This window comes from Pedobacter frigiditerrae, from assembly GCF_004331645.1.
Lineage (GTDB): Bacteria > Bacteroidota > Bacteroidia > Sphingobacteriales > Sphingobacteriaceae > Pedobacter > Pedobacter frigiditerrae.
Map to the genome: position 1 here is coordinate 234,534 of NZ_SJSK01000003.1, position 17,221 is coordinate 251,754.

10 protein-coding genes are annotated in these 17,221 nt (G+C 36.2%); 7 read left to right on the forward strand and 3 right to left on the reverse strand.

Features of this window, described 5'->3' with window-relative positions:
• Positions 1-148 precede the first annotated feature (148 nt).
• Positions 149-2,608 carry a TonB-dependent receptor gene (locus tag EZ428_RS12740; protein WP_131553555.1) on the forward strand — a complete coding sequence of 820 codons (2,460 nt, stop codon included), beginning with the start codon at positions 149-151 and terminating at the stop codon, positions 2,606-2,608.
• 3 nt (positions 2,609-2,611) lie between these two features.
• On the forward strand, positions 2,612-3,751 hold the full coding sequence (locus EZ428_RS12745; RefSeq protein WP_131553556.1) for a PepSY-associated TM helix domain-containing protein: 1,140 nt from the start codon (positions 2,612-2,614) through the stop codon (positions 3,749-3,751).
• A 564-nt stretch (positions 3,752-4,315) separates the two neighbouring features.
• Here EZ428_RS12745 and EZ428_RS12755 read toward each other — a convergent pair.
• Positions 4,316-5,497: an erythromycin esterase family protein gene (locus EZ428_RS12755; RefSeq protein ID WP_131553558.1), complete on the reverse strand. Its 1,182-nt coding sequence runs from the start codon at positions 5,495-5,497 to the stop codon at positions 4,316-4,318.
• Between the two features lie 315 nt (positions 5,498-5,812).
• On the opposite strand from EZ428_RS12755, the gene EZ428_RS12760 reads away from it, so the two are divergent.
• Entirely contained in the window at positions 5,813-6,559 is a 747-nt protein-coding gene (locus tag EZ428_RS12760; RefSeq protein WP_131553559.1) for an alpha/beta fold hydrolase, read from the forward strand.
• A 268-nt stretch (positions 6,560-6,827) separates the two neighbouring features.
• On the opposite strand, the gene EZ428_RS12765 is transcribed toward EZ428_RS12760, so the two are convergent.
• Together EZ428_RS12765 and EZ428_RS12770 are read right to left on the reverse strand one after the other, a co-directional pair.
• Positions 6,828-7,967, reverse strand: a complete 1,140-nt coding sequence (locus EZ428_RS12765; RefSeq protein WP_205945697.1) for a hypothetical protein — start codon at positions 7,965-7,967, stop codon at positions 6,828-6,830.
• 70 nt (positions 7,968-8,037) lie between these two features.
• Positions 8,038-9,885: a Xaa-Pro dipeptidyl-peptidase gene (locus tag EZ428_RS12770; RefSeq protein ID WP_131553560.1), complete on the reverse strand. Its 1,848-nt coding sequence runs from the start codon at positions 9,883-9,885 to the stop codon at positions 8,038-8,040.
• A 157-nt stretch (positions 9,886-10,042) separates the two neighbouring features.
• On the opposite strand from EZ428_RS12770, the gene EZ428_RS12775 reads away from it, so the two are divergent.
• The 4 genes from EZ428_RS12775 to EZ428_RS12790 are packed head-to-tail and all read left to right on the forward strand — an operon-like array spanning position 10,043 to position 17,130.
• The gene (locus tag EZ428_RS12775; RefSeq protein WP_131553561.1) at positions 10,043-10,792 is read left to right on the forward strand and encodes a hypothetical protein; all 750 of its coding nucleotides are present in this window, start codon (positions 10,043-10,045) and stop codon (positions 10,790-10,792) included.
• A gap of 1 nt (position 10,793) precedes the next feature.
• On the forward strand, positions 10,794-13,553 hold the full coding sequence (locus tag EZ428_RS12780; RefSeq protein ID WP_131553562.1) for a TonB-dependent receptor: 2,760 nt from the start codon (positions 10,794-10,796) through the stop codon (positions 13,551-13,553).
• A gap of 2 nt (positions 13,554-13,555) precedes the next feature.
• On the forward strand, positions 13,556-14,746 hold the full coding sequence (locus tag EZ428_RS12785; protein ID WP_131553563.1) for a DUF4249 domain-containing protein: 1,191 nt from the start codon (positions 13,556-13,558) through the stop codon (positions 14,744-14,746).
• Positions 14,747-14,757: 11 nt separating this feature from the next.
• Positions 14,758-17,130: a hypothetical protein gene (locus EZ428_RS12790; RefSeq protein WP_131553564.1), complete on the forward strand. Its 2,373-nt coding sequence runs from the start codon at positions 14,758-14,760 to the stop codon at positions 17,128-17,130.
• The last annotated feature ends 91 nt before the right edge of the window (positions 17,131-17,221 follow it).

The window sequence follows — 17,221 nt, forward strand, 5'->3', positions numbered from 1 at the left end:
TTTAGATTGATTCCAGTTAATATTTATACTTTTGTCGAAACTTGAAATTTATAAGCTTAAAAACAATAAACCCGGTGCCTAGTCGCCAAACCAATACACCGGGTAGTTTTGTCAACCAATTTTAGAATCAATTAACAATCACAAAAGTATGTACAAACTTCGTACCTCAAAGAAAAAACACACATTAATTACCCTTTTTACTTTCTTCCTATTGCTTAGTTACTTGACTAGCTTTGCCCAACAAGTTACGGTTGGCGCTATTATTAAAGGAACCGTGAAAACAAAAGACGGTAAGCCTGCAGAATTTGTAACCGTAACCATTAAGGGAGGGAAATCTGCCCAAGTAGATGCAAAGGGAAATTATACCATCAAAGATATTAAGGGTGGAAATTATACTATTATAGCCAGTTATGTTGGTTTAGAAGCTCAGCAGCGTGAGGTGACCATTAGCGAAGGGCAAACATCTACCCAAGATTTCACACTTTCAGAAAGCAATCAACAGCTAGAGGAAGTTGTTGTAAACGGTGGAAGTACGAACAAATTCTCGGTAAAGAAAACTACAACCTCTTCCAAGATGCCCTTAGGCAACCTTGAAAATCCGCAGGTATATACAACTATTCCGAAAACACTACTTACAGAACAGATGGTTACTGAGTTCAGTTTATCATTAAAAAATTCTCCAGGTGTTTACAAAATCCAGAATAATAGAGGGATTAATAGTGATGGTGCTTCTTTTTATACGATGAGAGGTTTCCGTACCGAAGCGGCTTTTGTAGATGGCGTTCCATCACAAACTAATGGAGAAATTGAACCTGCCAATATTGAACGTGTAGAGCTTATCAAAGGCCCATCGGGTACATTGTTTGGAGGAGCTGCAGTTTCTTTTGGTGGATTAATAAACATAGTAACCAAAAAACCATTAGACACAGTAGGGGGTGAGGTAAACTTCACCACTGGTAGTTATGGACTTAATCGTTTGAGTGCAGACATTTATGGGCCAGTGAAAGCAGATAAAAAACTACTTTTCCGCTTAAATGCTGCCTATCAGAACCAAGGAAGCTTTCAAGATGCAGGTTTTAAACGCTCTATCTTTGTTGCTCCAACGTTAGAATATCGTGCAAATGAAAAGTTGAACATTAGCTTAACGGCAGGTTTCTATTCGCTAGAGGGTACCAGTCCTTCAACTATATTCCTGAATAGGGTTAGACCTTACATTGCAAAAACACCTGAAGAATTAAATTTCGACTGGAAACGCTCTTTTACCAGCAATGATTTGGTAATGAAAAATCCTACGATGAACATTAAGGGGCAGATTACCTATAAATTATCTGATAGCTGGACTTCGCAAACTATATATTCTGCTAACTCACGTCGTTCTGATGGATTTTACGTCTATTCATTCTTAAGAGGTGCCACTAGTGATGAGATGTTGGAACGTAATGTTTCCTTACAAAATTCGGTAAATACTGCAACAGACCTTCAGCAAAACTTTATTGGCGATTTCAAAATCCTTGGACTTCGTAACAGGATGGTAGCTGGGCTAGATTATTTAAACCAAACCATCAATAATGATAATTCTCCATATATCGTATTTGATAATGTTAGCGGTCGTAATCCAGCAGATGCAAATTATGTAAAAATTTCTCGTGCAGCAGTTGAGGCAAGATTGGCTACCAGTACAGCAGCACCTACAAAAAATGCCACTAAGAGCAATATCTATAGTGCTTATGCTTCTGATGTATTGAGTGTGACCGATAGACTAACCGCCATGCTAAGTTTACGCATCGACCGTTTTCAGAACCGTGGTACCTTAAACCAAGCCACTAATCAAATTGTTGCTAATTCTAAGTACCAACAAACCGCAGTATCTCCAAAGTTAGGCCTTGTATATCAAATACTACCTGATCGTATTTCGGTATTCGGGAATTACATGAATGGTTTTGCCAATGTGCCACCTGTTACTCAACCAGCAGGTTCTAATGTTTCTGGTACTTTGAAAGCACAGCAAGCCAATCAGTTTGAAGGTGGAGTTAAAACAGATCTTTTCCAAGGTAGACTTAGCTTTACTGCAAGCTACTATGATATTGAGGTTGATAACATGACTCGTACTGAAGAAGTGAATGTTGGGGGTACAAATTACATTGTTACCGTGCAAAATGGAACCCAGAAGAGCAAAGGTGTAGAGTTGGAGCTAATTGCAAATCCTATTGATGGTCTTAACATCATTGCTGGTTATAGTTATAACGATAGTAAGTTGACAAAATCAACCGTAGCACTAGAAGGAAGACGACCAGCATCAGCAGGACCTGCGACATTAATTAATTCTTGGATCAGTTATGCCATCCCATCTGGTAACCTAAAGGGACTAGGTTTAGGAACAGGATTAAACTACATTGGAAAGCACTTAAGTGGAAATTCGGTAGTTACAGGCGTATTTACCTTACCAAGCTACACCTTAATAACTACTACGCTATTCTATGATCAACCAAAATATCGCATTGGGATAAAAGTAGATAACTTGACTGACGAACGTTATTTTACCGGACAGGGTACACTTAGCGCACAACTACCAAGAACCATAGCTGCAGGCTTAACTTATAAGTTTTAAGGATTGACACTAAAAAAACTCATTGCGCAAATTCACCTCTGGCTCGGACTTACCTCCGGGCTAGTGGTGGTTATTTTAGGTATAAGTGGTGCCATTTATACCTTTTCTGATGAGATTAAAGATATCGTTTACAAAGATAGGCGCTATGTTAGCGTGGTACCAAAAAACGAAAAGTTATCGCTTGATACACTTCTTTCTATTGCTAAACAGTCGCTTGGCGAAACACATAAAATTACCAGGGCCGAATTATCGCAAGATCCTGAGCGAACCTATATGTTTCGTGCTTTTAAAATAAACAAAAAAAGTTCTGGCTACTGGAATTATTACGACTATTATTTAAAGGTTTACCTTGATCCTTATACAGGAAAGGTTGTTTTTAAAGAGGATGCCAGCAAAGAGTTTTTTACAGTAGTACTTGCCCTTCACATGAATCTATTGCTGGGAGATGGTTTGGGGCATTTTATTGTCAAATGGTCTACCGTTTGTTTTGGCATATTGTTACTTTCTGGACTGGTACTTTGGTGGCCAAAAAAATGGAAACAAAAGCAGCTGAAGAAAAACTTTGCCATTAAATGGAATGGGAAATTCAAAAGACTCAATTACGATCTTCATAATGTTTTAGGGTTTTATATGCTAATCCCATTGCTGGTTATTGCGCTTACTGGCTTAGCCTGGTCATTCGAGCTCACAACAGATAAAAAATCAAAAGTACTTTCTGATACTACCCAAACTACCAAAGCATCTGCCAACCAAATTTTAAAACAGTCATTAGAAAAATCACCAAAAACTGCCTATTTTCTCTATAATTTCCCGGCAGCAAAAAGCGGAACCGTAAACATTTCTGCCTATCAGTCTAAAGAGCACTTATATGATCGCAGACAATACCGATTTGACCAATATACTGGCAAGCTATTAATGGAAGCAGACCCTATGGCGGCAGCTGGAATTACGCCAAAGCTTATAGCGCTCAATTACGATTTGCATACGGGAAGCGCTCTGGGAATGTTCGGAAAAATATTAGCCTTTTTGGCTAGCCTTATTGCTGCGGGACTACCCATTACAGGTTTTATTATATGGATTAAAAAGGGGAAAAAATCGGAGAAAACAAAGATCATCGCGGGCAATCTTATCAAGCTTAGCTGAGCCTTTCGAGGTTCCCGTCTGCACTGGAATGACGCAACTAGGCTACACCCGCCCCGAAGAAGTGATCTCTAACCCGAAAGCACTGGCTTCTAAAATCCCTCTGTTCTAAAGGAAAAGCTCACCCAACCAACCACCTAACCTCTCAACCCTAACCCTTCTCAACTCAACATCTCTACAACTCATCGCTCAGCGCTCCACGCTCCATCGTCTTTCCTTCGCTTCTGCATCATACCAACAACCTAACAGAGAGGTAACAAGTTATTTACTGGGTCGTCTCTTTGTCGTTTTTTCTTCGCTCCAGGACCGAAGCAGTGGCGACGCTGTTACGACGCAGTAGCGACTCTGTGGCGAACCAGATACGACGCCGAGACGAACAAACGACGAAGGAACGACGACGCCGAGACGAACAAACGACGAAGGAACGACGAAGCGGAGACGAACAAACGACGAACAAACGACGAAGCGGAGACGAACAAGGAGCGAAGGAATAAACAATTAACCTATTACAACTTTAACCGATTAACCATAACACCTCAACGCCTAACCAACTCCACACCTCAACCCCTAAAGGCTATTTGTTTCATTAAAAAAGATAATCGTATCGAAGTGAGTTGAAATGGCTAATTTTTTATTCAATGGAGTGCTTGTACCGCCAATCATTCTCATTTCTTTTTGTTGGGTAAAAAAGGAGCGTAATTGATAGTCGACCGTGGCTTTATTTATAGCTAAGATGAAGTTTTTAAACTTGCATTGGCTAAAGTAATACTCATAACCCTTGTCTGTAGAAACTTCAGGAAGGTATAAAGGTTGCGTACTTGAAAAAGATTTGGTTTTAGCCACCACTGTTCTCACACTAACATATCCCTTATTAATGTCTGTTGCCATGACATGGTATTGGCTCCCATATTGCTTAAACAAATATTGGCCCATGGTGGGTTTGTTGTATAAGGCTGATTTTGCAACATGACCATTATGCGCCCAAATGATGAGCTTGCTGTTGGGTATGCCTTCTGCTAATGCAATTGCATTTTCTGCCATGAATTTATCCCTAACCCCAATCTTACTTTTAATGCCAATAAAATTTTGGTAATTGTCTATCAATTGGAGGAGCATTTTTGTGTAAACGTTAACAGGTAAACGAGTGCAAACCTTCTTTAAATCGGCTAAGCTTTGTTTATCAATTTTCTCGAAGGGCGTGTTTCGAATACCTAATAAGATGGTTTGATCTTGTTGACTGATGTTCCAGTTGAGACTTAATATTCTATCAATGGCCAAACTAAATTCCCGAATTTCCAGGCCATATACATGCACTTTATCTTGCTCAGTTTTGTCCTTGTTAAAATCTTTAAGCCAGTTAAAGAGGGGTTTGTGGTTATTACCGATGATAGCGCTATCTGTTTTGCCATTGATGTAATTATCTATGGCTTCCAATCCACTAAAATCGGCTTCAAAAGTAATCGCCTTATAGTTTAACTTCGCAACCAAATAACGGACTAACCTGTCTTTGTAATCAAATATTTCTCTAGTACCGTGAGTCGCTTCACCAAGCGCAACTATTTTCTTTTCCTGCAGTACCTCGCCTAAAAAATCAATATCATCAAAACTGCCATCTGGCGATAGGGTATGAATTGGCTTAATGATGGTATTTAGCTTGGTTACTATTTCGGCTTCTTGAGCGAATGAGCCAGAAGAAAGTAATAGTAGAAAAAAGAAGGGAAATAGTTTTTTTAACTCAATATGTTTCATAATTAAAGGTAGGGATGTAAACAATTTAATATTTTACTTTAACAGTATTTAACACGGTGCAATCTTCCAACTTTAACCAATTAACCTCCCGATAGCTATCGGGATACAACAATCAACAACTTCAACAATTAACCAATTAACCGATTACTACAGTTAACCATCCAATCCGGATATCTCCTCGCTGCGCTGCGTTCGATATGACGGTTAACGAAGGAGCAAAGTACTAAATGTAGCACAATAATCTTTGTTGGTTTGTTCTAAATCCTTATATTGGATTTCCAATCCTTAAAATCACCATCATTCAAAAAGTATAAAATGAAACTTAAAAATTGGCTATCCATTCTGTTAATTGGTTTATCGTTACCAGTATTTGCCCAGGAGTCAAAAAAAACAGTGTATGTAATTGTTCATGGTGCTTGGGGTGGAAGTTATGCCTTTAAAAAAGTAGATTCCATTTTAACTGCTAAAGGTTGTAAGGTTTACAGACCATCTTTAACAGGGCAAGGAGAAAGGGCTCATTTGGCATCAGCCGATGTGAACCTTAGCACACATGTTAAAGATGTGGTGAACCAAATTCTTTACGAAAATTTGGATGATGTGGTATTGGTTGGTCATAGTTATGGAGGCATGGTGATTACGGGAGTGGTAGATAGCATTCCTGATCGGATTAAAAAAATGATTTATGTTGATGCCTTTTTACCCAATGATGGTGAAAGTGTAGTTGGGTTATTTGGTGGTAAAGTTGATGGTTTGGTTAAAAATCAGGTAAATGGCTTTTTAGTTCCAGCTTGGGTTAAAGCAAGTCAGCCGATACCAAAAGATGTACCTCAATCGCTAAAAACATTTACAGAGATTCTTCATTTAAAAAGGGGAGTTTCCACTATTCCTGCGCATTATGTTTTAACCGTGGCTAAAGGCACCCTTCCTGAAAATGATGATTTCGCCTCACAGGCAGAACGTGCAAGGAAAAGAAACATACCTGTTGAAGTGTTAGCAGCAGACCATAATCCACAAGTAAGCGCTATTGTTCCCTTTGCGGAGTTACTTTATAAACTTAAATAATTTAACGTTTAGGTTGAAATCTGTAAGGCGTCATTGCCAGCTTGACTGGCAATCTTAAAGCGATAGAAGGTTTGAGTTTTAAAAAATGATTAAGTTGCATTAGGATGACTCCCGATTTTACATCGGGAAGCATGATGCATATAATCTTGTCATTCCGACTTTGGAGGAATCTATAATGTGGACTCCTCTAATAGATCCTTCGCTGCGCTCTGGATGACAAGCTGGTTGGGTTAGGCGAATTGCAACCCCTCTCTTTAGTTGTTAAAATCTATTTCACTAAAACAAACGCATTTTTCTCATCACCAACCCATTTATATTTATAAATAGTAGTCTGTTGTTGCCCGTCTTTAGCTTTACTGTTGTGAGAGATGTAAAACAAACCATCGCCCAATGGCAGCAAACCTGTAGCGCCATAAGGAAACACCCAGCCTCTGATACCAGATTTTACATCTTTTAGCCCTGCGGCTAATAACGACAGTGATTTTACCTTTGTTTTTTGGTTGTCTGATAAGATATAAGTGTCGGTTGGTTTTTTCTTGCCATCAATAACAAATAGATCATAGTTTGGAAATTGAGGTTTGGCTCCCTTATAAACAGCCGCAAACAAATTGCCAGTATTAGGATCATAAGCCATGTTCTGGATGCCATAACGGCTATTGCCTGTTTTTACGAAATACTTTTCCATTGGTTTCTGTGGTCCTGAATGGTGTAGTTTATCTTGCGAAAGCTTTTGTGCGTATTTCCCCCAATCAGCAACATCGTACTTTAAAATTACCTGATGGTCGTTGTCATTTCTGGCTGTATCTCCATAAACACCGTAAGCTACATAAAGGAATTTTTTAGAACTACTCGGACTTCCTATTGCAGGTGCAAATGCAACACCATCTATACCAGAACATGCAAAGCGATGCGCTACCTCTTTATTGCCCACTTTAACATTTGCCATGTAATCATCTACTGCTTCCTTGATATAAACCGTACGCAATAAATCTTCCTTTTCTGCATTCATGTTAGGGCGTACAATGCGTGATGCATCAAATATGGCGATGTAAAAACCATCTTCATTAACGGTTTTAACACCCAATTCTTTTTTAATGCCCTTGCCAATGGCATCGTTTTTATATTCTAATGAACCATAAATTTTACCATCGGCAGTAAGGTCTAAATCGCCCAGATGGCCAACAAAACCAGTAACACTGCCAATTAGATTACCTTTTAAATCCATTTTTAACAGCTTATCTGTAAAAGAAAAATAAACAAAGCCATTCTTTTTATCTATTACTACACCCTGTACGTGTAATCCACCTTGTTTGCCAGAATAAATAGAATCTGGTAGCTTAACAGTTTGTGATTGAGATTTTGAGGATAAAGCGGTAATGAAGAAGAGCAATAGAACTAGTTTTTTCATTTAAGATGGTTTCATGAACTGAAGCGACAAGGTAATTATCGCTTCAGTAAAAAATGATTTGATAAAAGAATTATTTGATGGCTTTTTCTAAAGCAATGCTTCCACCAACAACAGGTAGGGTAAGTGTAGTGCCGTTTAAATCGATAGTGATTTCTGTACCCGCTTTAGGCCAAAGTGTAAATTCCTTGTCGCTCGAGAAAATCATCAATGCAATTTGTTTACCTGCTGGGATAATCTGATCATCTGGTTGCAGGTTAAACTTTAAATCGTAAAATTTGCCAGGCGTTAACGGGGTGCCTTTAGTTATCGATTTATAGTTTTGAGGATCTGCCCATCCACGTGTAATCACGTTGTCCATTAATTTTACGCCAGTTCCTTCGCTCCAAGGCAAGGCTACTAACCAAACTGAAAAGTTAGCTGCAGGTTTACTGCTGGCTAGTTTAACGCTAACTTGGGCAAGGCCAGATAAGTGAACAGCTTCTTTTAAAACAGGACTAACATATAATAAACGATGTGTCGATTTTTCTGCCTTCGCTAGATCACTTCCTGAAAAGGAAACATCATCACTTAATTTTTCTGAAGATTGATTTGCTGGTTTGTCAGTTAACAATGTGCCATGGCTAGTTCCGCCAACACCAAGGTAAAGTTTAACATCTGCTGCTGCCGGATTTGGATAATCTGCATAGGCAGTAGGGTTGGTGTTAGGCTCTTTCTCTCTTACGATGTATGCTTTGGGTTCTTTCTCTACGCCATTTTCAATGCCAAATAAATAACGGGTAAACCACCTGTTCATCATTTTTAAGGGTGGTGAACCGCCATGACCACCTTGGTGATAGTAGATTTTTGCAGGAATTCCCTTTGCTTCAACCGCTTTGTAAATGCGATAGCTATGCTCTGGCATTACGTTCCAATCGTTAAACCCGTGCGACATTAATAAGGCGGCTTTCCAAGGTTTTACAGCATTTAGGTAATCTCTTCCTGCCCAAAAACTATTATAATCTCCTGTAACACGATCCATTCCTTTTGCCATTTCTCCATCTCTTACTGTTTTATCAGCATAAGCTCTTTTGTCTTCGGCACCGCTATGGATATAATCATACAATACATCAACGTCTTCGCCTAAATAGCCACCAGGATTTCTGATTAAGCCGTTTGAGCGGTAATAGTTATAATAAGAAGTATTTGGCGCAACAGGGATAATTGCCTTTAAACCTTCTACACCAGTAGTTGCAGCAGCAACAGGGAGTGTGCCATTGTAAGATGTACCTGTCATGCCAACACTGCCAGTGCTCCAAAATGCTTTTACTTTTTCATTGCCATCTGGCGTGGTATAACCATTGTCTTTACCAGATAACCACTCAATAACTGCCTTTGGTGCCAATGATTCGTTAATGCCACCAACGGTAGGCGAGCCTTGCGAAAGTCCGGTTCCGGGAGATGATGAATGTACAATGATATAACCTCGTCTAACCCATTCTCTAATTAGCGAATTAGAAATGATAGGCCTGGTCCCTGTGCGTTTTACCGTTGGGTGAATACGTGCCACTGGTGGTTTTACGCCAACTTCATGTTTCACATCCCAAAATGTTCCTGGTGCTGTACCTGCCGTGCCAGCATAATACGGACTTGTTTCATAAATAACTGGAAGCTTTAAGCCTTCGGTTTCAGTTTGGAAGGGCCTGGTTACACTTACGTGCATGCGATCTAGTTTTCCATCGCCATCAGTATCAAATGTGGTTTCTACCCATAAGTCATGACGGATCCATTTTTCTGGTGTTTCAAATGCGGCCACAATTTGGGCTTCGCCATCTTTAAATACGGGTACGGCTTTCTCTTGGGCAATAGCCAAAAAAGAAGTGAGGAATAAGGTCAATGAAAAAAGCACTGGCTTTCTTGCGGTTAGGTTCGGATTGATCATGTCGACTAATATAAAGAATCTCTTCCTGTAAATAAATCAATGATGATTGTCTATCTTAATTTTTACTAAAAAAGCTAATTAACTAAAACTAATAGCATAGACATTATTGCTGTATGATAGGGACTAAAGTTTTAAAACGAATTATATATATTGCATCATGAATCACTTTTTTATGAAAAAGCAATTGGTTTTAGTTTTTTGTGTGCTGGTTTTGAATTTTTTAGGTGTAAAAACTGTTTTTGCCCAGACAACCCAAGTAGAGGATGCCGAAAACTTATCTTTAGAAAATGCCAAACGTATTTTTATAACAGCTGTTAAAGAACAGTCGAGGCTTTTTAATGGCCCAACTTACTACACTTATGGCAGCGGCGTTGATGGATCTGCTATATTTTTAGACACTACCTTTATCAAAGGCACAATTTTTTATGAAGGAATTAAGTATAACGAAGTTCCTTTGATGTATGATTTATACATTGATAAGTTAGTTTCTGTTGTAGCTGGAAGTGCTTATAGTTTAATATCTGAAAAAGTAAGTGAATTTGAAATTGCTAATCACCATTTTAGGTACCTTAACTTTGAAAATTCTGCCAATAAAGCGCCTTTTGAACCTGGTTTTTTTGAGGTTTTATACGATGGAAAAATAAGGGTAATAGCAAAACATAATGAGAAGCTAGGCTTTTCTACTAAATTAGATATTCCTTACTATTTTAAACCGAAAACAGTATACCTGCTAGAAAAGGACAATCATTTTTATAAATTTAGTGACGATGGATCACTCATTAACTTATTAGACAAAAATAAAAAAGAAATGAAAAAATTATTGCAAGAGGCTAGCGTCAGATTTAAGGATGATCCTATCAAAGTAATTCTTTTAATTGCCAAATATCATGACAGCTTAGCCAATTGATATGCGTATAGTTTTACTGATTATATTTTGCCTATTCTTTTCATCTGCAGTTTTTGCACAAAAAGATAAGGAAATTCTTTACAGTGTTGATTTTAAGCAAGCAAGCATAAATGAGGTAGTTAAAGATCTAGAAGCAAAAAGCAACTACCATTTTTATTATGATGTTTTACAACTAGATAGTTTAAGAATCACGGTCAGCGCAAATCAACTTACCATTACTAATTTATTAAACAAGGTATTTGAGGGAACCAATATCAATTTTGCCATTCACAATAAAAATATCTTTTTAATTAAGGGTAAAACAATCGATTTAGATTTGGCACAAGCTTATTACGTAAATAAGGTAGGCAAGGAACCTGTTAGCGTGAAAAAAAATGATACCAGCTATCTGGCAAATGAAAAAATACAGTACGCCACAACTGCTAATAAATTGTATGAGATAGGAATTAAAACGAATGACCCTAAATCTGGCACAGCCTTGCTAAGTGGTATAATTCGTGAACCTACAACAGAAGCGCTGGTAAAAGGTGCGAGTATCTCGATAGAAAATTCTGAAATTAAAGCAATATCAAATCAAGATGGCTTTTATTCACTAAACGTCCCTTTAGGAAAACATACCTTATTCATAAAAGCTCCTAATAAAAATGATGCTAATAGGCAGATTATGGTTTATGGTGATGGAAAACTGAATATTGATTTAAAAGAGAGGGTTTTAACATTAAAAGAGGTCCAGATTTTAGCAAATAAATTATCTGTTGTTAAAAATCTGGAAATGGGAGTAAGCAGGTTAGATTTAAAAACCATCAAAAAAGTACCCTCTTTATTTGGTGAGCCTGACGTTTTAAGAGTGGTATTAACTTTGCCAGGTGTACAAACCGTTGGAGAGGCTAGTACGGGTTTTAATGTTAGAGGTGGTTCTACCGATCAAAATTTAATTTTACTTAATGATGCCACAATTTATAATCCTTCTCATTTCTTTGGTTTTTTCTCTGCTTTTAACCCCGATATTGTAAAAGATATCCAATTGTATAAAAGCACAATTCCAGAGAAATTTGGCGGTCGACTTTCATCAGTTTTGGAAGTTAATAACCGAGATGGAAATAAGAAAAAAATTACAGGTACCGCGGGCATAGGTATAATTACAAGCAGGTTTAGTATAGAAGGGCCTATAGATAGTAACAAGACATCTTTTATATTAGGTGGCAGGGCAACCTACTCAAATTGGTTATTGAAACTGCTTCCAGATGCCTATGAAAACAGTAAGGCCTCATTTTATGATTTCAATTTAGGAATAAATCATCAATTTGACCAAAATAATGAGCTATCTGTTGCGGGATATTATAGTAAGGATAATTTTAAGTTAAACAGTGATACCAGCTACAATTACAGTAATAAAAATGCATCCATAAAGTGGAAACATATTTTCAATAGTAAATTAAATGTCTCATTTAATTTAGGAACTGATTTTTATGATTATAGCATCATGAGTGATATAAATCCGGTTAATGCATATAATTTGAAGTTTAAAATTAATCAATCAAACTTTAAAAGCGACTTTAACTATACATTAAGTGAAAAACATAGTTTAAGATTTGGTTTATCAGCTATTTATTACAAATTGAACCCAGGGGAGTTTAAACCGATAGGTTCAGAATCATTGGTAATTGAAGATATTGTTCAGCAGGAACAGGCTTTAGAAAGCGCAATTTATTTGGGAGATGAATTTAAAGTAAGCGATAATTTTGCTATAAATGCTGGGTTAAGGTATTCTTTATATAACTATTTGGGACCTAATACGATAAATAATTATGCTGCAAATTTGCCAATTACAGAAGAAAACCAGATCTCACAAACTAGTTTCGGAAAAAACAAACCAATTAAAACCTATCATGGGCCAGAAATAAGAATGTCTGCTAGGTATAACTTTACCGATGATTTTTCAATTAAAGCTGCCTATAATACGCTTAGGCAATATATTCATTTGCTTTCCAATACAACAGCCATCTCGCCAACTGATATTTATAAACTAAGTGACCCGAATATTAAACCGCAATTTGGAAACCAAGTCTCATTAGGCCTGTATAAAAACTACAATAGTAAAGCAATAGAAACCTCAATAGAGGTTTATTATAAAAAAATAAAAGACTATTTAGACTATAAAAGTGGGGCAAGCTTAATAATGAACCATCATATTGAAACTGATATTGTTAGTACCAAAGGAAAAGCATATGGCATAGAATTTTTCATAAAGAAAAATGCAGGTAAATTAACTGGATGGATGAGTTATGCTTATTCCAGAACAATGTTAAAAATGGACAATGAATTAATTGGCGAACCCATTAATAGGGGAGAATATTATCCAGCAAATCATGATAAGCCTCATGCCTTTAATTTTACAGGTAACTATGCATTTAAACAACGTTATAGCCTTTCATTAAATGTAACCTATAGTACTGGCAGACCAATTACACTTCCAATAGCTAAGTATTATTATGCTGGTAGTGAGCGTGTATTTTATACTGATAGAAATGCCTATAGAATTCCAGATTATTTTAGAACTGATTTGGCATTTAATATTGAGGGGAATCATAAAATAGACCAAACCTTTCATAATTCTTTTACCCTGGGATTGTATAATTTAACAGGAAGAAAAAATGCTTATTCTACTTATTTTGTTAAGGAAAATGGCGTGATAACAGGATATAAACTGTCTATTTTTGCTAATATTTTGCCATTTATAAGTTACAATATTAAATTTTAGCTATGCAGAAGACTAACATTGATTTACCTATAAATGAAAGCTGGACAAACAATTTGTCTATGCGGAAAACATACCTTTCTATAGTTGCTTTACTTTTGTTATTAAGCGGTTGCAAAGAGAATTTTAACCCTGTTGTAGCCCCAATAAATACTAATATTTTGGTGGTAGAAGGTATGATTAATGCAGGTGCAGATTCTACTATAATAAACTTGAGCAGAACTGTTTTAGTTTCAGAAAAAACAACTACAAAACCAGAAATTGGTGCAACATTAACAGTAGAAAGCGAATCTAATCAGGCTTATCCGTTATCAGAATTGACAACAAAAAAAGGGACTTACGGAAGCTTACCCTTAAATTTGGATCCTAGCAAAAAATATAGACTTAGAATTAGAACTGCCAATGGGACTATTTATTTATCTGATTTTGTAGAGACTAAAGTATCTCCTGTAATTGATCTGGTAGGTTATGATGCAGATGTTACTAAGGGACTACAGATTTATGTAAATACCAAAGACCAAACCAATAAATCTCGCTATTATAGATGGGAATATGAAGAGACATGGATATTCTATTCGGCTTACCAATCTCTTTTAATGTGGGATGGAAAGGATGTAGTGGGTAGAAGTTCTGCTAATTCTATTTACCAATGTTGGGGTAATACAAAATCTAGTACGATAGTGCTTGGATCTTCTGTAAAACTTGATAAGGATGTGATTTTTAAACAACCAATAATACTTAATCCTTCAACATCAGAAAAATTTACAGAGAAGTATAGCATTTTGGTTAAACAGTATACACTAACCAAAGAAGCTTATGATTTTTGGCAAAACCTTAAAAAGAATACAGAATCCTTAGGTTCTATTTTTGATGCACAACCCTCACAATTGACTGGGAATATTCATAATCAGGCTAATCCTCTAGAACCAGTTATAGGATTTATAAGCGCCGGGACAATTCAAAAACAAAGGATATACATCACAAAAGGAGAATTGCCAGGTTTTACTAAACCGTTGAATGCCGATTGTAATGCTGCTGTTGTAGAGCCTACTACACCACTTGACTTTCCACTTTATTTTCAATCAGGGTTTACGGTGCCAATTGCTTTTGTTGGCACAGGCGTATTGGCATCAAGTAAGGAATGTGTAGACTGTACTTTAAGGGGAACAAATAAAAAACCTGCCTTTTGGCAATAAAAATAGTTTTGATGAGAAAAGTATTTAGCAGAATAACCGTTGTTTTCTTATTGATGTATGTTCATTCTAGCATTAAAGCTCAGGTATTAGAGAAGGTACAGAATGCGTTTACAACATACCAAAAAAATGTTTTTCAAGAAAAGATGTTTATTCATACCGATAAGGAGCAATACTTAGCGGGTGAAGTATTATGGCTAAAGATTTATATTGTTGATGCTAATCAGCATCAACCTGCCGACTTAAGTAAAGTTGCTTACATCGAATTATTAGATCAACTTAATCAACCAGTTAAACAATTAAAAATTTCCCTTAAAAATGGAAGTGGAAATGGTGCAGTTGAACTTCCAAAAACTTTAAAAAATGGTTCATATAGGCTTAGGGGTTATACAAACTGGATGAAAAATTTTGATGTAGCGTTATTTTTTGAAAAGAAAATCACTTTACTTAACGCACAAATTTCTCCTGCTGGTTCAAATCTAGCTAAGAGAAATTTTAATATTCAATTTTTTGCTGAAGGTGGAGATTTAGTTGAGGGATTGAAAAGCAATGTAGGTTTTAAGGCAGTTGGTGAAAATGGAAGAGGTTTAGATTTAGCTGGGGCAATAGTCAATCAAAAAAACGATACTATAGTAAGATTTAAACCATCAAGATTTGGCATTGGAAAGTTCCCGTTTACTCCTGAACCAAATATGAGTTATAGGGCCATTATAACTTCTTTAGGTAAGGAGAAGATAGAAAAAGAGTTTTTAACGGCCAAAAAGATAGGTTATGTGATGTCTGTAAATAAGCAAAAAGATGGTAATTTGATAGTCGACCTTAATTCGAGTATGAAAAATGAAAAGGTATATCTTCTTTCTCATCATGGCAAAAATATCTCCAACGTTATTGCTACGGATGTAATTGGTGGGAAAGCATCTTTTTTTATTGAAACAGCAAAGCTTGATGAAGGCGTATCTCATTTTACCATTTTTAATGAGGCCGGAACCGCAATATGTGAACGATTATTTTTTAAACTGCCAAATAAAAAGCTAGATATTCAGCTAACAACTGATCAATCGCAATATTCATTACGCAAAAAAGTAGATGTAAATGTATTGTTAAAAAATCCAATAGGTATTGTTAATTCTGCTGATCTTTCAGTAAGTGTACATAAAATAGATTCATTGCAAGGGATCGATGAAAGTGATATCATGAGTTACTTTTGGCTGGTTTCTGAATTGAAAGGGTATGTAGAAAGCCCTTCATATTATTTTACAAATAGCGAAGAAGCGTATTCAGATTTAAATAATTTGCTAATTACACAAGGCTGGCGCAGGTTTAATTGGAGTGATGTAATGCAGTCCAAAAAACCTGAATTTAAATTCTTGCCAGAGTATAATGGGCACTTGATTAAGGGTAAAGTAAAGGAGAAGAATGGAAAAACACTTAATTATGCCAATGTGTATTTAGGCAGTGCCGGAAAAATTGGTCAGTTTTATGAGGCTTTAAGTGATACTGCTGGTAATTTTACATTTAATACTAAAGATTTTTATGGATTAAATGAAATCGTTGTTCAAACAAATCAAAAAGATACTTCAGCTATAATTACTATTCAAAGCCCATTTTTTGAAAAATATAGCATATTTAATGTAACTGATTTCAAGTTTAGTCAGCATTTAATTGATCAGTTCGAAAACTACAATATGTACACTCAGGTTCAGCATACTTATAATCCTAACAAATTTAATAGTTCAAATGGTTTGGTAACTGATAGTGTTACCTTTTATGGTAAAGCTTTTAAAAGTTATAAATTTAACGATTATGATCGCTTTAATACCATGGAAGAAAGCTTAAGAGAAGTAGTTAAGGAAACTTTTATATCAAAAAGTGAAGATGGTTATCGCATTAAGTTATTGGCCAAGGATGTGCCATTAGACGATGATCCTCTAGTGCTTTTAGATGGATTGCCCTATTTTAATATGGATAAGGTTATGGCGATTGATCCTAATAAAATTGAAAGATTGGAAATCGTTCCAGAATCTTATCATTATGGCTCATCGAAGTTTGATGGAATATTGAGTTTTTTTAGTTTCAAAAGTAATTTGGCAAATATTGAGATTAATCCAAACTCAGTAGTATTGGATTATGATGGACTACAATTAAAAAGAGAGTTTTATAATCCATCATACGATTCTGAATCCCAGATGAATAATCGATTACCAGACTTTAGAAATGTGCTTTATTGGTCGCCAAATATTAGTATTAACGATAAAGGGGAGGGTAAAATAACTTTTTATACTTCAGATGTTGCTGGAACATATATCGGCATAATAAACGGCTTGTCAAATAATGGTAACGTTGGGAATGCCCATTTTACTTTTAAGGTCAATGAGAAAATCAATTGATTTCAAAGATTAACAAGCCATATCTGCCATTTGAATCAAGGTTAAAGAATCTCTTCCTGTAAATAAATCAATGATGATTGTCTATCTTAAT

What these genes read in the sequence shown, in the direction of transcription:
- EZ428_RS12790 (WP_131553564.1), top strand. Translation starts at nt 14,758, where the DNA reads ATGAGAAAAGTATTTAGCAGAATAACCGTTGTTTTCTTATTGATGTAT.
- EZ428_RS12740 (WP_131553555.1), top strand. Translation starts at nt 149, where the DNA reads ATGTACAAACTTCGTACCTCAAAGAAAAAACACACATTAATTACCCTT.
- EZ428_RS12785 (WP_131553563.1), top strand. Translation starts at nt 13,556, where the DNA reads ATGCAGAAGACTAACATTGATTTACCTATAAATGAAAGCTGGACAAAC.
- EZ428_RS12775 (WP_131553561.1), top strand. Translation starts at nt 10,043, where the DNA reads ATGAATCACTTTTTTATGAAAAAGCAATTGGTTTTAGTTTTTTGTGTG.
- EZ428_RS12770 (WP_131553560.1), bottom strand. Translation starts at nt 9,885, where the DNA reads ATGATCAATCCGAACCTAACCGCAAGAAAGCCAGTGCTTTTTTCATTG.
- EZ428_RS12780 (WP_131553562.1), top strand. Translation starts at nt 10,794, where the DNA reads ATGCGTATAGTTTTACTGATTATATTTTGCCTATTCTTTTCATCTGCA.
- EZ428_RS12755 (WP_131553558.1), bottom strand. Translation starts at nt 5,497, where the DNA reads ATGAAACATATTGAGTTAAAAAAACTATTTCCCTTCTTTTTTCTACTA.
- EZ428_RS12760 (WP_131553559.1), top strand. Translation starts at nt 5,813, where the DNA reads ATGAAACTTAAAAATTGGCTATCCATTCTGTTAATTGGTTTATCGTTA.
- EZ428_RS12765 (WP_205945697.1), bottom strand. Translation starts at nt 7,967, where the DNA reads ATGAAAAAACTAGTTCTATTGCTCTTCTTCATTACCGCTTTATCCTCA.